The sequence below is a fragment of the Streptomyces sp. NBC_00986 genome (assembly GCF_045162565.1).
Taxonomy (GTDB): Bacteria; Actinomycetota; Actinomycetes; order Streptomycetales; family Streptomycetaceae; genus Streptomyces.
The window spans coordinates 10,421,693-10,443,325 of the sequence record NZ_CP108733.1; the positions used below are offsets into that span (position 1 = coordinate 10,421,693).

The window sequence follows — 21,633 nt, forward strand, 5'->3', positions numbered from 1 at the left end:
GGCGTCAGCCCGTCTTGCGACCCCAACTCGGCCCCACCAGGCCCCACTCCGTACCCCAGGAGTCGATACGGCGCCGGTCCAGCCGGTAGCGCGCGACGGCGCCGGTGCCGAAGGCCAGACCGGTGAAGGCGAGCGCGGCGGTCAGGCCCAGGACGGCGGATTCGAGACTCGCCTCCTTCCAACTCGGCGGTGCGACGGTGGAGTTGCCTGCGGAGTCCACCCAGACCACGACCTTGGATCCGGCCTTCTGCCCCGACTCCACCAGCGCGCTGCCCGTACGGCTGGTGCCGTCAGCGGTCGTCCAGCGGACCTTCGCCTTGATCAGGTCGCGGGATCCGACTCGCGTGGTGGGGGACGGGGTGTCCGCGAGGAGTACCGCCTGCACGGAGTGCCGCTCGGTGCGCTGCGCGGCGAACACCTCGTCGGCGGAGTGGGACGTCACCAGGCCGGCGATCGTGCCACCTACCGCGACGACCGCCCACACGGCCAGGACGATCCAGACCTCGACGATGTCGTCGTGCCGGCGCAACGGGTTGCTCCGCAACCGCCACAGCCGCTTCTTCGTCCGCCTGTTCCTGCCCATGAGTCCGCACCTCCTTGTCGTGGTCGCCGAGTCGACGGTGTCAGCCGGGAACATGGCGTCGCTTGGGCCGAACAGGGGCCGAGGGATGCCCAATTGGCACCGCGTTCCGAGCACGGGTGGGCCGTTCAGCCCGCTGCCGCGGATGCGCCGCCGGACTCCGGCCCGGCGGCCAGGGCGTTCGACAGCCGGGCGTGGATCTCGAAGACGCCGCCGAGCTGGGCGTGGCGGAGTATCCGCAGGAAGCCGGTGTCACCGGTGACGAACCGGAGCCGTCCGCCCCGGGCCGCTGTCCGGTTCCGGGCCCGGCACAGCACGCCCAACCCGGCACAGTCGACGAACGACAGGGCGCGCAGGTCCAGTACGAGATCGGGGCGGGGGCCAGCGGTCAGCATGTCCAGGCGTGCCGACAGCGGCTGCGCCGTGAGGAGGTCGATCTCGCCGCGCAGTGCCACGACGGTCGTCCCGGCGATCACACGTTCCGAGGAGCGCAGGGCGGCGGTGGTGTGGATCTCGGTCATGGTGCGAGCCAACCGGCCGAGTGGTCCCGCACGGAAGGGCCGACCGGACCCGCCCAACTGTTCGATATGGGCTGTTCGGCCCACTCCGCTGACGCCCGGCCGCAACGGCCCCGTCCGGCCGGGCGATGAGGGCCGACCGGCCCAAGCCAGGACAGACGGCCTCGGACACGCTGGACAGACGGAGGCAGTCGACCGAACGGGAATGGGGAAGGAGCGTCATGAAGGGCTTCGTCTTCCACGGACCGGGACAGTCCTCCTGGGACACCGTCCCGGATCCCCGCATCAAGGACGCCACCGACGTGCTCGGCGCCGACATCGTCACTGAGGCGGCCGGCGTCCCCGAGACCTTCGAACTGCGCACCCGCATCGTGCGCCCCGGCGGCCACGTCGCCGACGTAGGCGTGCACGGCAAGCCCGCGATCCTGCACCTCGAAGACCTGTGGATCAGGAACGTCACCATCACCACCGGCCTGGTCGACACCCATTCCACACCCACCCTGCTGCGCATGGCGGCCGACACCGGCGCCCTCGAAATGGTGCTCGGCGGGACCCGGCACGAGGAGGCCGCCGTCGAGGCGGCAGGACGAAAGGACGTGACCAGCCATGCCTGACCCGTTCCCGCTGAACATGACAGAGGGCTCACCCGTGGGTGACCTCGGACGCCGGATCGCCGTACGGCGCACGGCACTTGACCTCTCCCGGGAGGAGACGGCCGACCGGGCGGGGGTGGCGGCGAGCTACCTCGAGTACCTGGAGGAGTTTCCCGGTGCCGCGCCGGGCCGGAGTGTTCTCCTCAGTCTCGCCGCCGTCCTGCACACAACCGTGACCGACCTCGCCGGAGGCGACAGCGACCGGACGCCCGGCCAGGGGCGAGCCGGCTCCGACCCCGAGTTCACCGAGCTGACCGTCCAGGAGTGCCGCGAGCTGCTGTCGACGCACGGGGTGGGCAGGGTCGCGATACCCACCGTTTCGGGACCCGTCATCGTCCCCGTCAACTACAGCGTGGTCGACGGCGCGATCGTGTATCGGACCGCTCCCGGTGCGATGCCATCCCGGGCGGCGGGCTGCCAGGTGACCTTCGAGATCGACCGTATCGACGAGGCGTTCAGCGAAGGCTGGAGCGTGCTGGCGCTCGGCCGGGCTCGGACGGTGACCGACCCGGACGACGTACGGCGGCTGACGGAACACGCGTTCAGCACGCCGTGGGCCGGTGGTCCACGCCAGGAGTGGGTCCGTATCGACGCGCTGAGCCTCACCGGACGTCGGATCACCACGCGCCAGGGGACGTTCGCCGAAGCGGGCGGGACTGATGGCCCCTCACCCGCCGACCCCGCGGGGCGAAACATGGAGTGACACCCATACGCAGACCCGCAGACCCGCGCCCAGGGCGAGAGACGGACTGGCTGATGTACTCCAACGACGGATTCCGCGAACTGGAACGACACGAATGCCTGCGCCTGTTGGCCAAGGCACTCGTCGGCCGCATCGTCCACACCCGCCAGGCCCTGCCCGCCGTCCTGCCCGTGAACTTCTCCCTGGACCACGACGGGGCGGTGCTGCTGTGCACCTCCGCGGCCTCGGAGCTGGTGCGCGCGATCGACGGCTCGGTGGTCGCCTTCGAGGCCGACGAGGTCGATGCCGTCGCGCACTCCGGCTGGAGCGTCGTCGTCACCGGGCCGGCCACCGTGGTGACCGACCCGGCCGAGCACGAACGCCTGACCCGAACCGGGCCGTCCTCCTGGGTGCCCTCGCCCCAGGAGGTCTTCGTGCGCGTCGAGCCCGAGTTGGTGACGGGACGTGAACTCGTCGGCGGGCGTTCGCTGTACGGGGTGGACCTCACCAGCGCCACCTGATGACCGGGCCCGATTCTCCGGCGACGGGTGCGCAGGTGGCTCCGGTACGAAGAAGTCCGCTGCCTGCCCCCAGACGGCCGCGAGCGCCGTGGCCCGCCGTGGAGCAGTGGCATCAGCAGCGCTTCGCGCCTCCCGGGCCCACGCAGTCACGGCTGCGGCGGGAGAAGGATGGTGGGCGGGTAGCGGAGCGGGGGCGTGCGGACGTCCGGTGGGGTGCGGGGCGTGGACCTGCCACGCCGGGCTCAAGAGAGCAGACAGACGAATACCGTGTGCAGCCGATCGAACCGTTGCCGGTCAGGCCACCTTCCGGAGAGTTGGCGAACCTTGCGGAGTGACCGACCGCCCCTGGTACGGCAGCGTGCGTTTCCGCAGGGCCCGTGACAACTGCAGGGGCGCCTCGTGCGGGACCGGCCGCCGCGATGGTGGTCATGTCGGCGCCGGTACTGCGGTCCGTCCGTCCGACATCGAGTAGCGCGGGCTGAGCGAAACCCGACCGACACCGAATCCAGCCCCGCACCACGCGCACCACTACGCAGAGCCGTGGTCATGGCCCAACGCCTGGACCGTACGGCCCCACGAGAAGGGGCCGTACGGCGTGTCGGCAGGTTCTCGTGGCCCCTGACCCGGTCCGTCCGTGCGGGACGAGCATCGCCAGCGGAGCCGTTGTGCGTCTTGGCGGCCCCTTCCCGCCGAACGCGGTGAGTACGTAACAGCCAGAAGGGAAACGGGACATGACTCTCCATCATGTGGTCGTCGGAGTGGACGGTTCACTGATCTCGGTGCGGGCGCTGGACTGGGCCACGGACGAAGCCTCGCGCCGAGGCGTCGAACTGGTCGTCGTGTACGCCGTGCCCGACAGCGACGAGGCCGGACCGGTCCTGGCGTCCGCGGTCACGCGGGTCCGCGCACGTCACCCCGAGCTGTCGGTGGTGACCAAGGATGCCGTCGGCGGCCCGGTGCGCACGCTCGTGCGGGAGAGCGAGGGTGCGGATCTCACCGTCGTGGGGACCCGGGGCATGGGCGGCATCGCCGGCCTGCTGTTCGGCTCGGTGAGTCTGCGGCTGGCCGCGCAGGTGCACAGCCCGTTGCTCGTCGTCCGCGGCGACCATCGCTGTGACGATGGCCGACCCGTGCTGCTCGGCCTCGAGGGCGACCGGGACGAGGTCACGGCGCTCTACGCGTTCCAGGAGGCCGAGCGGCGCGCTGTCCCGTTGCACGTCCTGCACCCCTGGACCCACCGGCACGTCACCCCCGAACTGCCCTCACTGGCCCCGGCGATGGGCCCTGGCCAGGAGCAACTCGCCCAACAGGGAAGGGCGGAGGGGTCCGTACCGGGCTTCGGCCTGGCCCGGCTGAGCGAGCGGCACCCCGGTATCCAGGTCGAGAGCCGCACGGTCCGCACCGGGCCGGCGCAGGCCCTCCTTGAGGCCACGCGTGACTGTGCCGTCGTGGTCGTCGGCGCGCACCACCGCACCCCCCGTTTCGGCCCGCGGTTGAGCCCGGTGGCGCACACCCTGCTGCACCGCTCCCACTGCCCGTCGTAGTGGTGCCCACCGCCAAGTGACCCCGCGGACAGGGCCGTTCGGGCCCTCGGCCGGGGACCTGCAGCCCCTCTCCCGCCACCGCCCGCCGCGAGACATTGAGGGCGCAACGAGAGTCGTCGAATTCCCAGCATCGTTCCCTCGAAAGGGATGAGCATCATGGCAGTCCAGAACCACCCCCAACACCACCCGCGATTCCGCTTCCCGTCACTCCACCGGACCGGAACGGCACAGGCCACCGCCCCCATCGACACGACGGCGACGACCACTGCGGTGCGTGCCTACGCGTTCGCGTCTCTGCGTCTGCTGACCGGGTTCGTCTTCCTGTGGGCGTTCCTGGACAAGACGTTCGGGTTTGGTTATGCGACTCCGTCCGGTAAGGGGTGGGTCGATGGTGGTTCGCCGACGAAGGGCTTCCTGAGTTCGGTGGCGGCGGGGCCGATGGAGTCGACGTTCCACGACTGGGCGGGTGCGGGCTGGGTGAACTGGCTGTTCATGCTCGGTCTGTTGGGCGTCGGTGTCGCACTCGTCTCCGGTGTCGCGCTGCGGCTGGCCGCTGTTGCCGGTACGGCGATGATGGCGTTCATGTGGATCGCGGAGTGGCCGCCGGCGAGGCACCTGTCTGACGGCTCGCCGAGCATGTCGTCGAACCCGTTCGTCGACTACCACCTGATCTACGCCGTGGTCCTGATCGCCCTCGCGGCTGCGGGTGCCGGCGCCACCTGGGGTCTCGGGAAGCTCTGGGTCACGCTGCCCGTCGTCCGCGACCACACCTGGCTGAAGTAGAAGGCCGGATGCCTGTCGCGACCGGGGTACCACCGTCAACTGGCGGTGGCACCCCGGTCGTTCGTGTGCCGTCACCGTCCGCCTCGACGGCTCGCCCGAACGCCTCGCCGCTGCCTACCGGGCCGCCTGAGAGACACTCCTTCGTACTGGGAAGTCGTACTCGATCTCGATCGTGGCGAACTCCACGACGCCGCAACCGAGTTCGCCTTCGAGGTTGTCGGGCGCGGCGCCGCTTCACTGACGGTGCGGCTTCTCGCGGAACCCTTCTCCCCGCCCGCGCCTGAGGGGGACGGCTGTCCAACTGCCCTGCCATGGGCGGTCTTTCCCCTCGTGCGGAGAGTGCCTCACGAATCCTGCCGACCGTCCGCGGGCCCCCGGGCCCCCGGGCCCCCGCGCCACAGGGCAGCGTGGCCGACCTGCGGGCCCTTGTCCGCCCGGCGCACCAGCGGGTCGCAACGGGTCCGCCAGTTCGTATGCGCTCGCTTCCCGCGCATCGACGACGAGAAGATCGCTCCCCATCCGGATCTCGGCCCCGGCCGACCACGGCTGCGAGTATCTGTACGGCGTCGAGCGGTGCGGTCAGGCGGTTGTCGCTACTCAGGGCGGGGACCGTCCGAGGAGAGGGCAACCGGTGGAGTTCTCGGTCCCGGAACATTCCCTCCAGGGGCGTGATCCCGTATCCCCACCGCCTTGGGGCGGCTACCGTGGCACATGACCGGAGCGGTAGGCCGGCGGCGTGTTTAGGGGATGTGGAGGATCACCGGTGGGAAGCCCTGAGGAGTCCCGGGTGGCCCGCGTCCGGCTGCCGCAGCTGAAGATGGACGAGCTGCTGGAGGAGCTGCAGGCCCGCCTGGACACGGCTCGGGGTACGCGCGACCGGGTGCACAGCCTGCTGGAGGCGGTCCTCTCGGTCGGCCGGGAGCTGGACCTGGAACAGGCTCTGTACAGCATCGTGGAGGCGGCGGCGGTCCTGGTCGACGCCGAGTACGCCGCGCTCGGCGTGATCACCCCGGACGGCAAGGCGCTGTCGGCCTTCCACACCGTCGGCGTCACCGAGGGGCAGATCGCCGAGATCGGCCCCTACCCACAGGGTCACGGCATTCTGGGCGAACTGATCCGCCACCCCGAGCCGTTGCGGCTCGCGAAGATCTCCCAGCACTCCTCCTCGTACGGCTTCCCGGCCCACCACCCGCCGATGAACAGCTTCCTCGGTGTCCCGATCCGGGTGCGTGAACAGGTCTTCGGCAACCTGTACTTGACCGAGAAGCGCGGCGGCGTGCAGTTCGACGAGGACGACGAGTCGGTGCTGTCGACGCTGGCGGTGGCAGCCGGTGTAGCGATCGACAACGCCCGTCTGTACGAGGAGTCCCGGCTGCGCGAGCGCTGGCTGCAGGCCAACGCGGAGATCACCCACGGGCTGATGTCCGGCGGTGCGCGGACCGACGTCCTCGCCCTGATCGCCGAGCGGGCCGGCGAGCTCACGGGATCGGCCCTCGCGGCGGTGGCCCTGCCGATGGAGGACACCGGGTCACTCGCCGTGGAGATCGCCGTCGGGATGGACGCCGAGGCGCATCAGGGGCTCGTCCTGTCCCTGGACCGCAGCCTGATGGGGCTGGCCTTCGCCCGCGCCACCCCCGTCACCAGCGCGGACGTGGGCAACGACGGCCGCATCTCGCTGGACCCACCGCGTTTCGGGGGACTCGGCCCCGCTGTGGCCGTACCCATCGGCACGGGCGAGGCGGGCGTGCGCGGCGTGGTCCTGCTGGCACGGGAAGCGGGGCGGCAGCCCTTCTCGGCGACGGAGACCGAGACCCTTCAGGCCTTCGCCGCGCAGGCGGCCGTAGCGATGGAACTGGCCGACCGCCGCCTGGACGCCGAGAAGATCGCCGTGCTTCAGGACCGCGACCGCATTGCCCGCGACCTGCACGACCTGGCCATCCAACGGCTGTTCGCCACCGGTATGACCCTGCAGAGCGCCGGCCGTTTCATCGAGCACGAGGAGGCCTCCGAACGCGTGGCGCGGGCGGTGGACGACCTGGACGAGACGATCAAGATCATCAGGTCGACGATCTTCGGCCTGCGTGCGCGTGACGGCGGCGCCGGGACGGGACTGCGGGCCCGTGTCGTGCGCGCGGCCGGCGAAGCCTCACCCGTGCTCGGCTTCGCGCCCAGCGTCCGGATGGAGGGCCTGGTCGACACCGACGTGCCGCGGGAGATCGCCGACCACGTGATCGCCGTGCTCTCCGAGGCGCTGACCAACATCGCCCGGCACGCACACGCCGGCCGCGCCGATGTGGCCCTGGTGACCGACGGCCGGGAGGTGTCCCTGTCGGTCACCGACAACGGCGTGGGCATCCCGGCCGAGGGCCGACGCAGCGGGCTGCGGAACATGGAGGAACGGGCCCGGCAACTGGGCGGAGACCTGGAGTGGACCACTCCGCAGGGCGGCGGCACCGCGCTGGTGTGGAAGGTACCGGTGAACGGGAAGTAGGAGCCGGGCGAGTCCGCTGCCTGCCGCAAGGGAGATCGCGGAGTCCGGCAGAGTCGGCACCAGCCGCCTTCCGGTCGGTCTTCCGGCCGTTCGCGGCACTAGCAGGCTCGACTCCCGGCCAGCGAAGGCGGGTTGACGGGTTTCGCCGGCTCCTGGGACCGGTCCGCGACCGGCACGGTCACCACGGGGACCGTCGCGTGCCGCAGGCACTCACGGCCCACCGGGCCGACCGAGGGCATTCCGAAGTTCCCGTGTGCCTTGCGTCCCAGGGCCAACAGCAGGGCGCCGCGGGCTTGTTGGAGCAGTACGCGTGCGGGCGGTCCCTCCACCACGACCCGGAGAACGGCATCGCCGGTCCGGGGTCCCAGGGCCTCGCGCACGGTGGCGGCGAGGACCTGCGCGGCCTGCTCGTGTTCCTGAGCGACGGTCGGGCCGGCGGGCACCGGAGCGTAGGGCGCGTGTCCGCTCGCCGCCGGTTCCCAGGCGTGCACGGCGACGAGGTCCGTGTGCCGGACTGTTGCCTGCTCGGCCGCCCAGCGCAGGGCGGCCTTCGACGCCTCCGATCCGTCCACACCCACCACGATGCCGTTGCCGTCGGTGCGTTCGGTCATGGCAGCCTCCCTGTTCGGTCTCCTGTCACCACAGTGGCCCGGACACGGCCGCCGTGGCGTGGGCCGACGGTCCCCTGGCGTTGGCCGGGGGGGAGTTGAGGGGAGGGCCGGTCGGTGGGACGAAGGGGTCCGTCCGGCCCCTGTGGGTACGCGGTGGGCGGCACGAGTCTGGGTCCGGTGGAGCGCTTCTTCCGTCCGGGGAGGGTGCCTGGAGAGGGGTGGACTGTGATGAGTGGCCCGGTGGTCGTGGGAGTGGACGGTTCGCGGTCGAATCTGGCGGTGGTGGAATTCGCCGCACGGGAGGCCGAACGGCTGGGGGTCGACCTGGAGTTGACGCAGGCGGTCGGCTGGCCGCCCGGAGCCGGGCGGTTCGGAATTCCCTCGTGGGAGGCGGACGCGACGGGTGGCCACGCGGCGACGAGTGGTGTGCTCGCCGAGGCCGAGCGGCGCGCCCGTGGTGCCGCACCGCGCGTGAGGATCTCGCGCGGAGTCCTCGTCGGCGAGCCGGGGACCGTACTGGAGCGCGAGTCGCGCACCGCCTCGATGACCGTCGTCGGAAACGACGGCGCACGCGGCCGCGGCACCCTGGGTGCCAGCTCGGTCGCCGGGCACCTGTCCGCGTGTGTGTCCGGTCCGCTGCTGGTGGTGCGCGGCAGGCCGAACCCGGTGGGCCCGGTGCTGCTCGTGGTCCACGGCACGTCGACGCTGCGCGGAGCCGCCGAATTCGCCTTCGCCGAGGCCTCGGCACGCGGAGCCGACCTGGTCTCCGTACAACTGCGGAACATCTCCGCCACCCGTCCCTACGGCGGGCCCGCCCCGGCCGGCACCGGGGACGAGGAGGACGTCGCGCTCACCGAGGCGCTGTCCGAACTGCGAGAGCGGTACCCGGACGTCCCCCTGCGTTGCCGCCGGCTGCACGGTCGGTCCCGCCGGGCCCTCGTCGAGGCCAGCGCGGACAGCCAGCTCCTGGTGGTCGGCGTCCGCGACCGGTTCCGGTTCGCGCGCCTTCCGCTGGACCCGGTCAGCCAGACCGCGCTGCACGAGGCGGACTGCCCCGTCGCCCTCGTCCGCTGCTAGCCCTCGCGGAGGGCCGCGGAACGAGTGACCGGTAGAACGCCAGGCGGCGTTCTACCGGTCATTTCAGGTGTGCGGGGCGAGCCGTGTGTCCTCCGCCAGCACCTGACGTGCCGTACGGCGTGGTGAGACGGGCCCCTGCGGGCCGTAGCCGAGGCGGAACACCATCTGCGCGAACTCCCGTCGGCCGTCAATGAGTTGCTCGCGCAGGTCCGGCCACTCCAGAGACTGGTGCAGCAGGGATGCCCGCACGCCGTGGGCGGTGGCCACCAGCAGGACGCGTTCGAGCGCCTCACCGGCGCGCAGCCAGTCCGTGCGGCGGTCGTGCGGTGTCGACAGTACGGCGATGGAGGGCCGCTTCTCAAAGGGGCGGGCGGCGAGTGCCGTCGGGTGCCGGTGGGCGCGGAAGTCCCGGACGGGTATCCGCTCCCGGGAGTCCTGCGGACCGATCGCCTCCGGCGGCATGCCGAGCGAATCGGCGTCGGGAGGATGGACCCAGCGACGGCTCTCCACGGCCCGGCCGGTGTCCGCGGTGTTGCGCTGCTCCGCCTCCCGCGTCAGCCGTAGCAGCCGGTCGGTCTGCATGGGGCCGGGGAGGTCCAGCACGGCGCCCTCCGCGTGGGCGGCCTCGGACAGTTCGGTCAGTACGGAGGCGGGAACCGGCCGGTCGGAGAACGGGAAGCGGCTGCTGTGCCGGCGCCACAGAGCGTCGTACAGTTTCGGCGCTGTGGGCGGGCGGGTGGTTCCGGCGAGTCGTACGGTGGCCAGCAGGTCGGGTTCGTCGGGCCGGGGGAGGCGTCGGGTCACGGGCTCCCAGCCGCAGTGGGCGACCGCGACGCGCAGGTTGAACAGCGCGCAGCCGACCGAGATGTGCAGGGCGCGTCCCGTCGGGTCGGTGTGCCGCAGGCCGCGTTCCGCCACGGCCCGGATCTCCAGAGTGACCGTGTCCGGGTCGAGCCGGAAGCGCCAGGGCTGGGTGTTGTGGATCGAGGGCGCGGCGACGGATGCCGAGATCAGCGTCTCGAGGGTCGGGACGTCGAGCACCGTGCTGGACATGGGGTCTCCTCCCCGCCCCGTGCCCGAACGGCGGCCGGGCCGGTGGCTGTTCCTGTCCAGCGTGGTCGCTGCGGGGAGGTCCGGGGGAGGGGCCGTACGGCCCCGGGGCGGGCCGGAAGGCCCGGCGCGCGGGTCAGCCGCCCGAACGGTCGCCGGACTCGGACTGTTCCAGGTGCGAGGCGAGGACGGCGGCCTGTACGCGGCGCTGGACGCCGAGCTTGGCGAGGAGCCGGGAGATGTGGTTCTTGACGGTCTTCTCCGACAGGTAGAGCCGCTTGCCGATCTCGCGGTTGGTGAGCCCGTCCCCGATCAGCGCGAGGATCTCCCGCTCACGCGGCGACAGGCTCGCCAACTCCGGTGCCATCTGCGGGACTTGGGCCGGTTCTGCGCGCAGGGAGCGCATCAGGCGGGCCGTTGTCGCGGGGTCGAGCATCGACTGGCCGGAGGCGACGGTGCGTACCGCCGAGACCAGGTCGGAGCCCTTGATCTGCTTGAGCACGTAGCCGGACGCCCCGGCCATGATGGCGTCGAGCAGGGCGTCCTCGTCGTCGAACGAGGTGAGCATCAGTACGGCCAACTCCGGCATACGGTCCCGCAGTTCGCGGCAGACGGTGATGCCGTCGCCGTCGGGGAGGCGTACGTCCAGGACGGCGACGTGCGGGCGCACCGCGGGGGCTCGTACCAGGGCGTGTTCGACGTTCTCGGCGTCGCCGACCACCGAGATGTCCTCCTCGGCGTCCAGCAGGTCGGACAGACCGCGCCGGACGACCTCATGGTCGTCCAGCAGGAAGACGCGGATCGGGTTCTGTGCGGTGAAGGTGTGTGCCTCGGCCATCTCGACGCCTCGTTCCCCGGAGTGTGAACGGACTGCGGGCCGTCCGTGACCTCGATCATCACGCGCCCGGCCCCGAAGCACTAGGGCCGACCGGCCCAACCGGCCCTCGTGCCGTGTCCCGCACCTGGCCGCTGAGCCGCACGACACCGTCCCGGGCCTCGCGCCGTGTCTCCTCCGCGATCTCCTCATCGTCCCGGAGGAACACGTTCAGCAGGTCGGCCCGGCTGACGACGCCCTTGAGCTCGCACGGTCACCGCATGCCGCCGCTGCCGTACGGGCCGTACAGGTCCAGCAGCCGGGTGCGGGCCGAGCGGAGCCGGTGGGCCACGATGTCGCCCACCCACTGGAAGACGTGCACGCCGAGCGCGGGATCGTCCTTGCACAGCGTGCGTACGGCCGTGGCGTCGAACTCCCAGGCCCGTACCGGCGTTGTCGCCTCGGCGCCCAGGTGCCAGGTGTGCGGGCCGAACAGCCAGGACCAGCCGACGAGTTCGTTGTGTCCCAGCGACTCAATGACGGCGGCCTGACGGCCGGGCACGTGCATGTCGAGGGCGATCGTGCCGGTGCGGATGATCCAGAACCGGTCGGCGCGGGCGCCCTCCTGGAAGAGCCGGGTGCCTTGCGGGATCGACACCTCGCGGGCGAGCTTCATCAGCTGTTCGCAGTGCTCCGGGTGCAGGGCCCGCGGCATGCTCATGGTCGGGGAAGCGTTCATGGCGTACCTCCGGAAAGCGTGTGTCCCTACCGCTTCCAGCGTCCGCCCGTGTGTCCCGACGGGCCATGGGCCACCCGGCCCGCGGACCGGGCCGACCGGTGCCCCGGAAGAGCCTCAGGGCGCTCTGTGCCACCGCGCTGCCGGCGGTTCGATGAAATCGGGTCAGCGCCGCACTCGACGCGCTGGTGCTGCGGATGCGCGTCCGCCGGACACCGCAACGGCCGTCGGGGCACCGGTGGTCCGCACGTACCGGGTTGCCTCCCGGAAACAGGGGTGCCGTCGGCCTCCCGGCGGTGGGTTCGTACGATCGGACGGTGATCAAGCAGAGCGCGGTGCGCACGGGGCGGAAGCAGGTCATCGGGACCGTCCTCTGGGGTGTGATCGCTCTTTCCCTCTTCGGCGTCGCCGTCTACCTGGCCGTCTCGGCCGTCGGACGCCTGGGGCTGGTCGGGCAGCAGCTGACCATTCGGGTCACGGACTGCGAGGCGTCCGAGCCGGGCACGACATCCCGGGGCGGCGATCACCCCGACCTCGACTGCAAGGGGTTCGTGGATCCGGCGCAGGCCTCCGGCGGCGGGACACGCTGGATCACGGCGACCGGCTTCTCCTCCGAGCCCGTCTTCGGCGCGCCCGTGAAAGTGGCCGAGGAGCCGTGGGGCTCCTGGGTGCCGGTGGACCAGGGCGACTGGAACCGGCTGGGCCGCGCTCTCTCCCCGCTGATTCCGCTCGCCTTCGCCGGCTTGTTCGCCAAGGTGCCGGTGGCTGCTTACCGCCGACGGAGGAACTCCGGGCGGTTGCCCGCGGGGATCTCGGCGTAGAACTCGGCGTATGAGGGGCTGCCCTCCCGGCGTAGGGCTCATCGCGCGGGGGACGCCCGGAGCGACGTACTCCGCTGCCGGGGAGCCCTGTTTCGTGGGTCGCTCACCCGCACACGCGCATCGTCGTCACGCCTCGGCAGCAACGCTCTCCACCCCCGGGCGCCGCGCAGCGCGCCATGGAGCCAACGGCCGCCGGAATCGCCGTTGCCTGTCAACGACCGAAGGGCGATGCCGCACACGGAGCCCCGCCCCGCGAGAACCGGCTGCGTGGTCCAGCGGCCGAATGCCTGCCCGGCCGTTCAGGGACGGGACACACCGACCGGAACCCGAGGGCGACCTCCTCGCTGATCTCCAGCACGCTGCTCCTTCGCCGCGGAGGCCGCGCCGGTACGAGGCCCAACCGGCCCTGCCGAAGGGGTCGTTCAGCCCGGCGCCGACGGACCAACGGCATCAGGTGGCGGACGGCCCGGCGCACCAGAGTCAGGGGTGCACCGAACGACCCGACACCTCGAAAGGACCACGATCATGGCCGTGCACGAGCACCCGCACCCCACCTCCGGCTTCCACCTGCCCACGTCCCGCAGGAACGGCTCGGCGACGGACGGCGCCGTGACGGCAGCCGCCACGACGACCACGGCGACGCGTGCCTTCGCCTTCGCCTCCCTGCGCCTGCTGACCGGGTTCGTCTTCCTGTGGGCGTTCCTGGACAAGACGTTCGGCTTCGGTTACGCGACCCCGTCCGGCAAGGGCTGGATCGACGGCGGCTCGCCCACCAAGGGCTTCCTGAGTTCCGTGGCGGCCGGTCCGATGGAGTCGACGTTCCATGACTGGGCGGGTGCGGGCTGGGTGAACTGGCTGTTCATGCTCGGTCTGTTGGGCGTCGGTGTCGCACTCGTCTCCGGTGTCGCGCTGCGGCTGGCCGCTGTTGCCGGTACGGCGATGATGGCGTTCATGTGGCTGGCGGAGTGGCCGCCGGCGAAGCACCTGTCTGACGGCTCGCCGAGCATGTCGTCGAACCCGTTCGTCGACTACCACCTGATCTACGCCGTGGTCCTGATCGCCCTCGCGGCTGCGGGTGCCGGCGCCACCTGGGGTCTCGGCAAGGTCTGGGCCACGCTGCCCGTCGTCCGCGACCACACCTGGCTGCGCTGACCGCAGGAGAAACGGTGGGCCCCTCGCGAGAGGCCCACCCTCCGGCTGTCCATTGGGCCGATCGGCCCCTGTCGGGGACCTGCGGCCCCTGCTGCGGGAACCCCTACGACACGAAGCTGGAATCACATCCCGTTCAGGAGGAAGAACCATGATCCGCAGTGTTGTCGCAGGTCTCGACGGTTCCCCCGAAAGCCGGGCCGCCGCGGAATGGGCGGCCCGCGAGGCGGAACTGCGCGGTCTGCCGCTGAAGATCGTCCATGTCTGGGAGCCCGTCCCGGACCCGTTGGCCCAGGCCCCGCTGCTGGGTGCCGAGACACAGCAGCACTGGAGCGAGCGGATTCCGCGCGAGGCGGGCGAGGGCCTGAGGCTGCGTCACCCCGGCCTGGACGTGACCGAGGAGCAGGTGACCGGTACGCCCGTGGACGCGCTGCTGGACGCGGCGAAGGACGCCGACCTGCTGGTCCTGGGCTCGCGTGGGCTGAGCGGGGTCGGCGGCTTCCTCGTCGGTTCCGTCGGGCTGGCGGTCGTGGCGCGCGCCGAACTGCCCGTGGTCCTGGTCCGCGCCGACGAACAGGCCGCCGACGAGGGTGAGATGGACCCGGCGTCCGCCACTTCACCCCGGCCCGTGGTGCTCGGCCTCGACGCCGATGCCCCGGCCGACGCGGTGATCGAGTTCGCGTTCGCCGAGGCCGCCCGGCGCGGCGCCGGCCTGCGCGTCGTCTACGGCTGGAGCCTCCCGCCGTACTACGCCTACGGCCTCGCGCTGGACGCGGGCCTGCACGAGGAGATCTCCCGCGAGGAGACCGACACCCTCACCGAGGCCCTGCGCCCGTGGCGCCAGAAGCACCCCGCCATCGAGGTCGCCCTGGAGCCCCGCGTCGGCAGCGCCGCCGATCACCTGGTGGACGCCTCGCGCGAGGCCTCCCTGATCGTCATCGGTCGCCGGATCCGCCGCGGCGCGCTCGGCGCGCACATCGGCCCGGTCGCGCACGGCGTCCTGCACCACTCCACCGCTCCCGTGGTCGTCGTCGCACACGACTGACCCATCCCCGTCCCCCTGAGGAGCAGCAGTCATGAAGGCAGCGGTTGTACGAGCGTTCGGCGAGCCCCTCGTCATGGAGGACCGCCCGGATCCCGAGCCCGGCCCCGGTCAGGTCCGCGTCCGTGTGGAGGCCTCCGGGCTGTGCCACACCGACATCCACGCCGCGCACGGCGACTGGCCCGTCAAGCCGAACCCGCCGTTCGTGCCCGGCCATGAGGGTGTCGGCCTCGTCGAGAAGCTCGGTGACGGCGTCACCCACCTGAGCATCGGCCAGCGGGTCGCCGTGCCGTGGCTCGGCAAGGCCTGCGGGCGGTGCGAGCACTGCCTGTCGGGCTGGGAGACGCTGTGCGAGCAGCAGGTCAACACCGGTTACGGCTGCGACGGCGGGTACGCCGAGAAGATGCTGGCCTGGGCCGACTTCGCCCAGCCGGTGCCCGACGGCGTGAGCGCGATCGAGGCCGCCCCGCTGACCTGCGCGGGTGTCACGACGTACAAGGCGCTCAAGGTCGCCGGCGTCCGGCCCGCGCAGCTCGTCGCGATCTCCGGTGTCGGTGGGCTCGGGCACCTGGCCGTGCAGTACGCGAAGATCGCCGGGGCCACCGTCGCCGCGATCGACGTCACCGACGAGAAGCTCGAACTGGCCGCGGAACTCGGTGCCGATCTCGTCATCGACGCCCGCAAGGACGACGTCGGCCAGGTTCTCAAGCGGCACGGCGGTGCCCACGCCGCCATCGCGCTCGCTGTGAACGAGGGCGCGTTCGCCGCCGTCAACTCCGGTCTGCGGCGCGGCGGCAAGCTCGTCATGGTCGCTCTGCCCGCGCACGGCACGATCCAGGTCCCGATCTTCGACACCGTGCTGAACGGCACCTCGGTGATCGGCTCGATCGTCGGCACCCGCCAGGACCTCACCGAGGTCTTCCAGCTCCACGCGGCGGGCCGCACGAAGGTCATCCACGAGATCCGGTCGCTGGACACCGTCAACGAGTCCATCGCCGACGTGCTGCGCGGCGAGATCAAGGCCCGGATCGTCTTCGACCTCACGTCGGGGCGGTGACCACGATGACACTCCCCATGGTCGTGGGCGTGGACGGCTCCGAGCCGAGTCTGCGCGCCGTCGACTGGGCGGCCGACGAGGCCGCGTCGCGCGGAGTCCCGCTGCGCGTGGTGTACGCCTCGCTCTGGGAGCGCTACGAGGGCACCTCGATCGCCGAGGGCCTCGCCAAGCCCGACGAGCAGGTGAGGGCCGAGGACATCGTCGACACCGCCGCACGCCGGGCACGTCGCCGCCGACCCGAACTCGACGTGCGTGTCGAGGTGTTGGCGGAGGAACCCGAGTACGCGCTGGTGCGGGAGAGCCGCAGCGCCTCCCTGCTGGTGACGGGCACCCGCGGCCGCAGCGGCATCGCCGAGGCACTGCTGGGTTCCGTGAGCCTGATCGTGGCCGGGCACGCACAGTGCCCGATGGTCGTCGTGCGCGGCACCCACGACAACCAGGCCAGGACCGGCACGCACGGCCGCATCGTCGTGGGCGTCGGAGAGAAGCCGGCGGGCTCGGCGGCGGTGCGCTTCGCCTTCGAGGAGGCACGGCGACGTGGCGTGCAGGTGGAGGCCGTACGGGCCTGGCGCTGGCCCGCGCACGAGTCCACCGACCTTCCGCTGATGGCCGGCGAACCCGCCCGACTGCACGAGCGGCGGGCGGTGGAGGCGCTGGACGCGGCGCTCCAGGACGCTCCCACCGATGTCGCCTCACGCCGCCGTACGGTCGAGGGCCACACCCGGCCCGTCCTCGTGGACGCCTCCCGGGACGCCGACCTCCTGGTCGTCGGAGCCAAGCGCCGCTCCGGGCACTACGGGCTCCAACTGGGCCGGGTGGCACACGGAGTGCTGCACCACTCCGCCTGCCCGGTCGCCATCGTGCCCGAGCGCGTATGAGCCGCGTGGCGGGCGCCCGCTGCTTTCAGCGCCGCGGCGGGTCACCAACTCGACTCGTAAGCAACGCAGTTGTCCCCTGTACGGCAGCCTCGCAGCCCTTTGCCCGCCATGCCGTTTCTCCCGCCCTTGCCCACGCCGATGACTCCCGGAGCCACTGATGAACAAGGCCGAACACCCGGACGCGACCGGACTTTCCGACGACGAACTGCGCACCCTGGACGCCCACTGGCGAGCCGCCAACTACCTTGCCGCAGGCCAGATCTACCTGATGGCGAACGCCCTGCTCACCGAACCCCTCCGACCTGAGCACATCAAGCCCCGGTTGCTCGGCCACTGGGGTACCTCGCCCGGCCTCAACCTCGTCTACACCCACCTCAACCGGGTGATCAAGGCACGTGACCTGGACGCGCTGTGCGTGTGGGGACCCGGCCACGGCGGCCCGTCCGTACTCGCCAACTCCTGGCTGGAGGGCAGTTACAGCGAGACCTACCCGAACGTCTCGCGCGACGGGGCGGGCATGGAGCGGCTCTTCAAGCAGTTCTCCTTCCCCGGTGGCGTGCCGAGCCATGTGGCACCCGAGACACCCGGATCGATCCACGAGGGCGGCGAGCTCGGCTACTCGCTCGCGCATGCCTACGGCGCCGCCTTCGACCACCCGGACCTCCTGGTCGCCTGCGTGATCGGCGACGGGGAGGCGGAGACCGGCCCGCTGGCCGCGGCCTGGCACTCCAACAAGTTCCTCGACCCGGTCCACGACGGCGCCGTCCTGCCGATCCTGCATCTCAACGGCTACAAGATCGCCAACCCGACCGTGCTGTCCCGCCTCCCCGAGTCCGAACTCGACGAACTGCTGCGCGGCTACGGCCACGATCCGATCCACGTCACCGGCGACGACCCGCTCACGGTGCACCGTGCGATGGCCGCCGCGTTCGACGACGCGCTGGACCGCATCGCCGTGATGCAGCAGTCCGCCCGCGAGGACGGCGTGAGTGAGCGGGTGCACTGGCCAATGATCGTGCTGCGTAGGCCCAAGGGCTGGACCGGTCCGGCCGAGGTCGACGGCGTCCCGGTCGAGGGAACCTGGCGCGCGCACCAGGTCCCGCTGTCCGAGGTGCGCGAAAACCCGGAGCACCTACGGCAGTTGGAGGCGTGGCTCCGCTCCTACCATCCGGAGAAGCTGTTCGGCGCCGAGGGCCGTCCCGTCGCGGACGTCCTCGCCTGCCTCCCCGAGGGCACCAAGCGCCTCGGCTCCAGCCCGTACGCCAACGGCGGTCTCCTCGTACGGGACCTGCCGGTCCCGTCCCTGGACCGTTTCGCCGTCCCGGTCGAGAAGCCGGGCACGACCCTGCACGAGCCGACCCGGATCCTGGGCGACCTGCTGGAACAGGTCATGCATGACACCTCGGCGAGCCGTGACTTCCGCCTCGTGGGCCCCGACGAGACCGCCTCCAACCGCCTCCAGGCCGTCTTCAACGCCAGCGGCAAGGCCTGGCAGGCCCAACTCCTCCCGGTCGACGAGCATTTGGACCGGCACGGACGCGTGATGGAGATCCTCTCCGAACACACCTGCCAGGGCTGGCTGGAGGGCTATCTCCTCACCGGCCGGCACGGACTGTTCTCCTGCTACGAAGCGTTCGTGCACATCGTCGACTCGATGGTCAACCAGCACATCAAGTGGCTCAAGACATCGAGGGAGTTGGCGTGGCGGGCACCCATCGCCTCCCTCAACTACCTTCTGACGTCCCATGTCTGGCGCCAGGACCACAACGGCTTCTCGCACCAGGACCCCGGCTTCGTCGACCACGTCCTCAACAAGAGCCCCGAGGTCGTCCGGGTCTACCTCCCGCCGGACGCCAACACCCTTCTCTCGGTGGCCGATCACGTCCTGCGCAGCCGCGACTACGTCAACGTGGTCGTCGCCGGCAAGCAGCCCTGCTTCGACTGGCTCTCCATGGACCAGGCCCGCGCCCACTGCGCACGCGGCGCCGGGATCTGGGAGTGGGCCGGTACCGAGAACGGCGGCGAACCCGACGTCGTCCTCGCCTGCGCCGGCGATGTTCCGACCCTGGAGGTGCTGGCCGCCGCCCAGTTGCTGCGCCGCCACCTGCCCGACCTCGCCGTCCGCGTCGTCAACGTCGTCGACATGACGAGGCTCATGCCCCGCGACGAACACCCGCACGGCATGAGCGACTTCGAGTACGACGGCCTGTTCACCACCGACAAGCCGGTCATCTTCGCCTACCACGGCTACCCGTGGCTCATCCACCGCCTCGCCTACCGCCGCACCGGCCACGCCAACCTGCACGTCCGCGGCTACAAGGAGTCCGGCACCACGACCACGCCGTTCGACATGGTCGTCCGCAACGACCTCGACCGCTACCGCCTGGTCATGGACGTCATCGACCGTGTCCCCGGCCTCGCGGTACGCGCCGCCGCCGTACGTCAGCAGATGGCCGACGCCCGTACCCGCCACCACGCCTGGATCCGCGAGCACGGCACCGACCTGCCCGAAGTCGCCGACTGGACCTGGGACGCCTGACCTCACCCCACAACATCGCTGCTCTGCAAAGGAGTTCACCGCCATGACCGTACGCGTCGGCATCAACGGCTTCGGCCGGATAGGCCGCACCTATCTGCGCGCGGCACTGGACCGCGCCGAGGCGGGGACCCAGGACGTCGAGGTGGTCGCGATCAACGACATCACCTCGCCCGCCACCCTCGCCCATCTCCTGGAGTACGACTCGACGTTCGGCCGCATCGGACGCGAGGTGAGCCACGACGACAGCTCGATCACCGTCGACGGCAAACGCATCGCCGTCAGCGCCGAACGCGACCCGGCCGCCCTGCACTGGTCCGACTACGGCGTGAGCGTCGTCGTCGAGTCCACCGGCCGTTTCCGCGACCGCGACTCGGCCGCGCTGCACCTGAAGGCGGGCGCCCACACCGTGCTGTTGTCCGCGCCCGGCAAGAACGCGGACGCCACCATCGTGATGGGCGTCAACGACGACACCTACGACCGGCACCGCGACCGGATCGTCTCGGCCGCGTCCTGCACCACCAACTGCGTCGCGCCGATGGTCAAGGTGCTGCACGACGCCTTCGGCATCGAGCGCGGCATGATGACCACCATCCACGGCTACACCAACGACCAGTCCCTGCTGGACAGTCCGCACAAGGACCTGCGCCGGGCCCGCTCGGCGGCGTTGAGCATCATCCCGACCAGCACCGGCGCCGCGCGTGCCGTCGGCCTGGTGCTGCCGGAGTTGGCGGGTGCCCTGGACGGCATCGCGGTGCGCGTGCCGGTGGAGGACGGTTCGCTCACCGACCTCGCCGTCGTGCTGCGCCGCGAGGTGACGACCGAGGAGATCAACGCGGTCTTCGACGAGGCCGCCGAGGGCCCGCTCAACGGCATCCTCCGCGTGTCGAAGGCCCCGATCGTCTCCCGCGACGTGATCGGCGACCCCTCGTCGTGCGTCTTCGACCCGGCCCTCACCCAGGCGCACGGCACCCTGGCCAAGGTCTTCGGCTGGTACGACAACGAGTGGGGCTACACCAACCGCCTCCTCGACCTGACGGCACTGGTCGCCGACGACTGAGCACGACCGAGAGAGGCCCCATGTGGTGGGCCTGTACGGCGGGTTCGCGAGGGCCGAAAGGCCCCGCCGACCCACCGTCCATGCCCTGCCCGGGGACGGCGCCACCGTGAGCCGGCGGCATCGCGGTCGCCGACGGCCTGCACCACCGCGGTATCGGCACCCTCCTTGTGGCCCGCCGACGGACGGGTGGTCATGAAGGGCCAGTCCAGCAACTGCGTACGGCCACCACCCCTTTCGGGTGGTGGCCGTACGCAGTTGCTGCTACAGGGCGTCCGGACCCCGGTGCACTCCAGCGAAACGCCCGGTTCCGCGGTCAGACCGGGTATACGTAGCCCTCGACTCGGACCAGGCTGTAGCCGGCGGCGAACGCCGAGTTGATCCCCGCCTGGGTCGCGGTGACGAAGTTGTCCCCGAGCGCGCCGTTCCAGAACTGGTAGAGCGGCACGGTACCGCTCACCTGTGATGTGTAGACGTAGGCCTCGATCCCGGCGAGGGTGTAGCCGGCGGCGTGCGCAGAGTCGATGCCCGCGGTTGTCGCCGTGCTGAAGTTGTCTTCCCGGCTGTCGCTCCAGAACAGATACAGGGGAACCGTGCCCGGATCCTGGGTTGCCAGGGCCGATCCCTCCTGTCTGGCGAGCGAGTAGTTGGCGGCTATGGCGCTCTGCTCTTCGGCGGCGTTGCCACTGGTGAAGTTGTCGCCGCGCGCCGCGTTCCACCAGAGGAACAAGGGGGTGCGGGCGGCTGCGGCAACGGCGGCAGGTTCGGCCGGGGCGGCCTGCGCTGTTCCCGCCCCCGCCAGGCCTAAGCCGGCCGCGATTGTCGTCATGCCGGCCAGCAACATGCCGACCGGTCTGCGTCTGTTCATGTCTTCTCCTCCTGGCGGAAACAGATGATCTTTGTCGTGCTCACTCGGAGAGTGCCCGTAACGACGTGTCAGAGCATGAGCAGCCATTGCTCAACCCGGGCGCGGCGTGGCGAGCACTGTTCAAGATCCGTGGATCGGGGCTGAGGCGGCATGCGATGTGGCTTG

At 71.2% G+C, this 21,633-nt stretch carries 20 protein-coding genes and 1 pseudogene; 14 read left to right on the forward strand and 7 right to left on the reverse strand.

The features are described 5' to 3' along the window. Positions 1-4: 4 nt before the first annotated feature. Both OG504_RS46935 and OG504_RS46940 read right to left on the reverse strand, forming a co-directional pair. Positions 5-583 (reverse strand): hypothetical protein, encoded by a 579-nt coding sequence (locus OG504_RS46935; RefSeq protein WP_405995279.1) that lies wholly within the window; start codon positions 581-583, stop codon positions 5-7. A 125-nt stretch (positions 584-708) separates the two neighbouring features. Beyond that, positions 709-1,101, reverse strand: a complete 393-nt coding sequence (locus OG504_RS46940; RefSeq protein ID WP_405995280.1) for an STAS domain-containing protein — start codon at positions 1,099-1,101, stop codon at positions 709-711. Between the two features lie 269 nt (positions 1,102-1,370). Here OG504_RS46940 and OG504_RS46945 point away from each other — a divergent pair. The 6 genes and pseudogenes from OG504_RS46945 to OG504_RS46970 all read left to right on the forward strand — a co-directional run. Then, positions 1,371-1,712: pseudogene (locus OG504_RS46945) on the forward strand (zinc-binding dehydrogenase); the annotation flags it as partial. Next, entirely contained in the window at positions 1,705-2,454 is a 750-nt protein-coding gene (locus tag OG504_RS46950) for a helix-turn-helix domain-containing protein (protein WP_405995281.1), read from the forward strand. The pseudogene OG504_RS46945 and the gene OG504_RS46950, both read left to right, overlap by 8 nt. Before the next feature lie 53 nt (positions 2,455-2,507). After that, positions 2,508-2,954: a pyridoxamine 5'-phosphate oxidase family protein gene (locus tag OG504_RS46955; RefSeq protein ID WP_405995282.1), complete on the forward strand. Its 447-nt coding sequence runs from the start codon at positions 2,508-2,510 to the stop codon at positions 2,952-2,954. A 731-nt stretch (positions 2,955-3,685) separates the two neighbouring features. After that, positions 3,686-4,498, forward strand: coding sequence for a universal stress protein (locus tag OG504_RS46960; RefSeq protein WP_405995283.1), 813 nt, complete (start codon positions 3,686-3,688; stop codon positions 4,496-4,498). Positions 4,499-4,654: 156 nt separating this feature from the next. Continuing rightward, positions 4,655-5,281, forward strand: a complete 627-nt coding sequence (locus tag OG504_RS46965) for a hypothetical protein (RefSeq protein ID WP_405995284.1) — start codon at positions 4,655-4,657, stop codon at positions 5,279-5,281. 763 nt (positions 5,282-6,044) lie between these two features. Further along, positions 6,045-7,772: a GAF domain-containing protein gene (locus OG504_RS46970; RefSeq protein WP_405995285.1), complete on the forward strand. Its 1,728-nt coding sequence runs from the start codon at positions 6,045-6,047 to the stop codon at positions 7,770-7,772. A gap of 98 nt (positions 7,773-7,870) precedes the next feature. On the opposite strand, the gene OG504_RS46975 is transcribed toward OG504_RS46970, so the two are convergent. Then, positions 7,871-8,383 (reverse strand): universal stress protein, encoded by a 513-nt coding sequence (locus OG504_RS46975; protein ID WP_405995286.1) that lies wholly within the window; start codon positions 8,381-8,383, stop codon positions 7,871-7,873. Between the two features lie 228 nt (positions 8,384-8,611). Between OG504_RS46975 and OG504_RS46980 the strand changes: the two genes are divergently transcribed. After that, the gene (locus tag OG504_RS46980) at positions 8,612-9,460 is read left to right on the forward strand and encodes a universal stress protein (RefSeq protein WP_405995287.1); all 849 of its coding nucleotides are present in this window, start codon (positions 8,612-8,614) and stop codon (positions 9,458-9,460) included. A gap of 63 nt (positions 9,461-9,523) precedes the next feature. Here OG504_RS46980 and OG504_RS46985 read toward each other — a convergent pair whose 3' ends face one another. From OG504_RS46985 to OG504_RS46995, 3 genes are all read right to left on the reverse strand, one after another. Next, positions 9,524-10,513, reverse strand: a complete 990-nt coding sequence (locus OG504_RS46985) for an Acg family FMN-binding oxidoreductase (RefSeq protein ID WP_405995288.1) — start codon at positions 10,511-10,513, stop codon at positions 9,524-9,526. Between the two features lie 133 nt (positions 10,514-10,646). Beyond that, positions 10,647-11,348: a response regulator gene (locus OG504_RS46990; RefSeq protein ID WP_405995289.1), complete on the reverse strand. Its 702-nt coding sequence runs from the start codon at positions 11,346-11,348 to the stop codon at positions 10,647-10,649. A gap of 250 nt (positions 11,349-11,598) precedes the next feature. Then, positions 11,599-12,063: a Crp/Fnr family transcriptional regulator gene (locus OG504_RS46995; protein WP_405995290.1), complete on the reverse strand. Its 465-nt coding sequence runs from the start codon at positions 12,061-12,063 to the stop codon at positions 11,599-11,601. Between the two features lie 314 nt (positions 12,064-12,377). On the opposite strand from OG504_RS46995, the gene OG504_RS47000 reads away from it, so the two are divergent. The 7 genes from OG504_RS47000 to gap all read left to right on the forward strand — a co-directional run bounded on the left by OG504_RS47000 (position 12,378) and on the right by gap (position 20,603). Then, positions 12,378-12,881 carry a hypothetical protein gene (locus OG504_RS47000; RefSeq protein WP_405995291.1) on the forward strand — a complete coding sequence of 168 codons (504 nt, stop codon included), beginning with the start codon at positions 12,378-12,380 and terminating at the stop codon, positions 12,879-12,881. Between the two features lie 525 nt (positions 12,882-13,406). Further along, positions 13,407-14,033: a hypothetical protein gene (locus OG504_RS47005; RefSeq protein WP_405995292.1), complete on the forward strand. Its 627-nt coding sequence runs from the start codon at positions 13,407-13,409 to the stop codon at positions 14,031-14,033. Positions 14,034-14,181: 148 nt separating this feature from the next. Then, positions 14,182-15,075 carry a universal stress protein gene (locus tag OG504_RS47010; RefSeq protein WP_405995293.1) on the forward strand — a complete coding sequence of 298 codons (894 nt, stop codon included), beginning with the start codon at positions 14,182-14,184 and terminating at the stop codon, positions 15,073-15,075. A 31-nt stretch (positions 15,076-15,106) separates the two neighbouring features. Then, complete coding sequence (locus tag OG504_RS47015) at positions 15,107-16,129, forward strand: zinc-dependent alcohol dehydrogenase (protein WP_405995294.1); 1,023 nt, start codon at positions 15,107-15,109, stop codon at positions 16,127-16,129. Between the two features lie 5 nt (positions 16,130-16,134). Then, positions 16,135-17,007 carry a universal stress protein gene (locus OG504_RS47020; protein WP_405996600.1) on the forward strand — a complete coding sequence of 291 codons (873 nt, stop codon included), beginning with the start codon at positions 16,135-16,137 and terminating at the stop codon, positions 17,005-17,007. A gap of 157 nt (positions 17,008-17,164) precedes the next feature. Next, positions 17,165-19,546: a phosphoketolase gene (locus tag OG504_RS47025; protein ID WP_405995295.1), complete on the forward strand. Its 2,382-nt coding sequence runs from the start codon at positions 17,165-17,167 to the stop codon at positions 19,544-19,546. A 43-nt stretch (positions 19,547-19,589) separates the two neighbouring features. Further along, positions 19,590-20,603 (forward strand): type I glyceraldehyde-3-phosphate dehydrogenase, encoded by a 1,014-nt coding sequence (gap, locus tag OG504_RS47030; RefSeq protein WP_405995296.1) that lies wholly within the window; start codon positions 19,590-19,592, stop codon positions 20,601-20,603. A 313-nt stretch (positions 20,604-20,916) separates the two neighbouring features. On the opposite strand, the gene OG504_RS47035 is transcribed toward gap, so the two are convergent. Further along, positions 20,917-21,468, reverse strand: coding sequence for a hypothetical protein (locus OG504_RS47035; RefSeq protein WP_405995297.1), 552 nt, complete (start codon positions 21,466-21,468; stop codon positions 20,917-20,919). Positions 21,469-21,633: the final 165 nt, after the last annotated feature.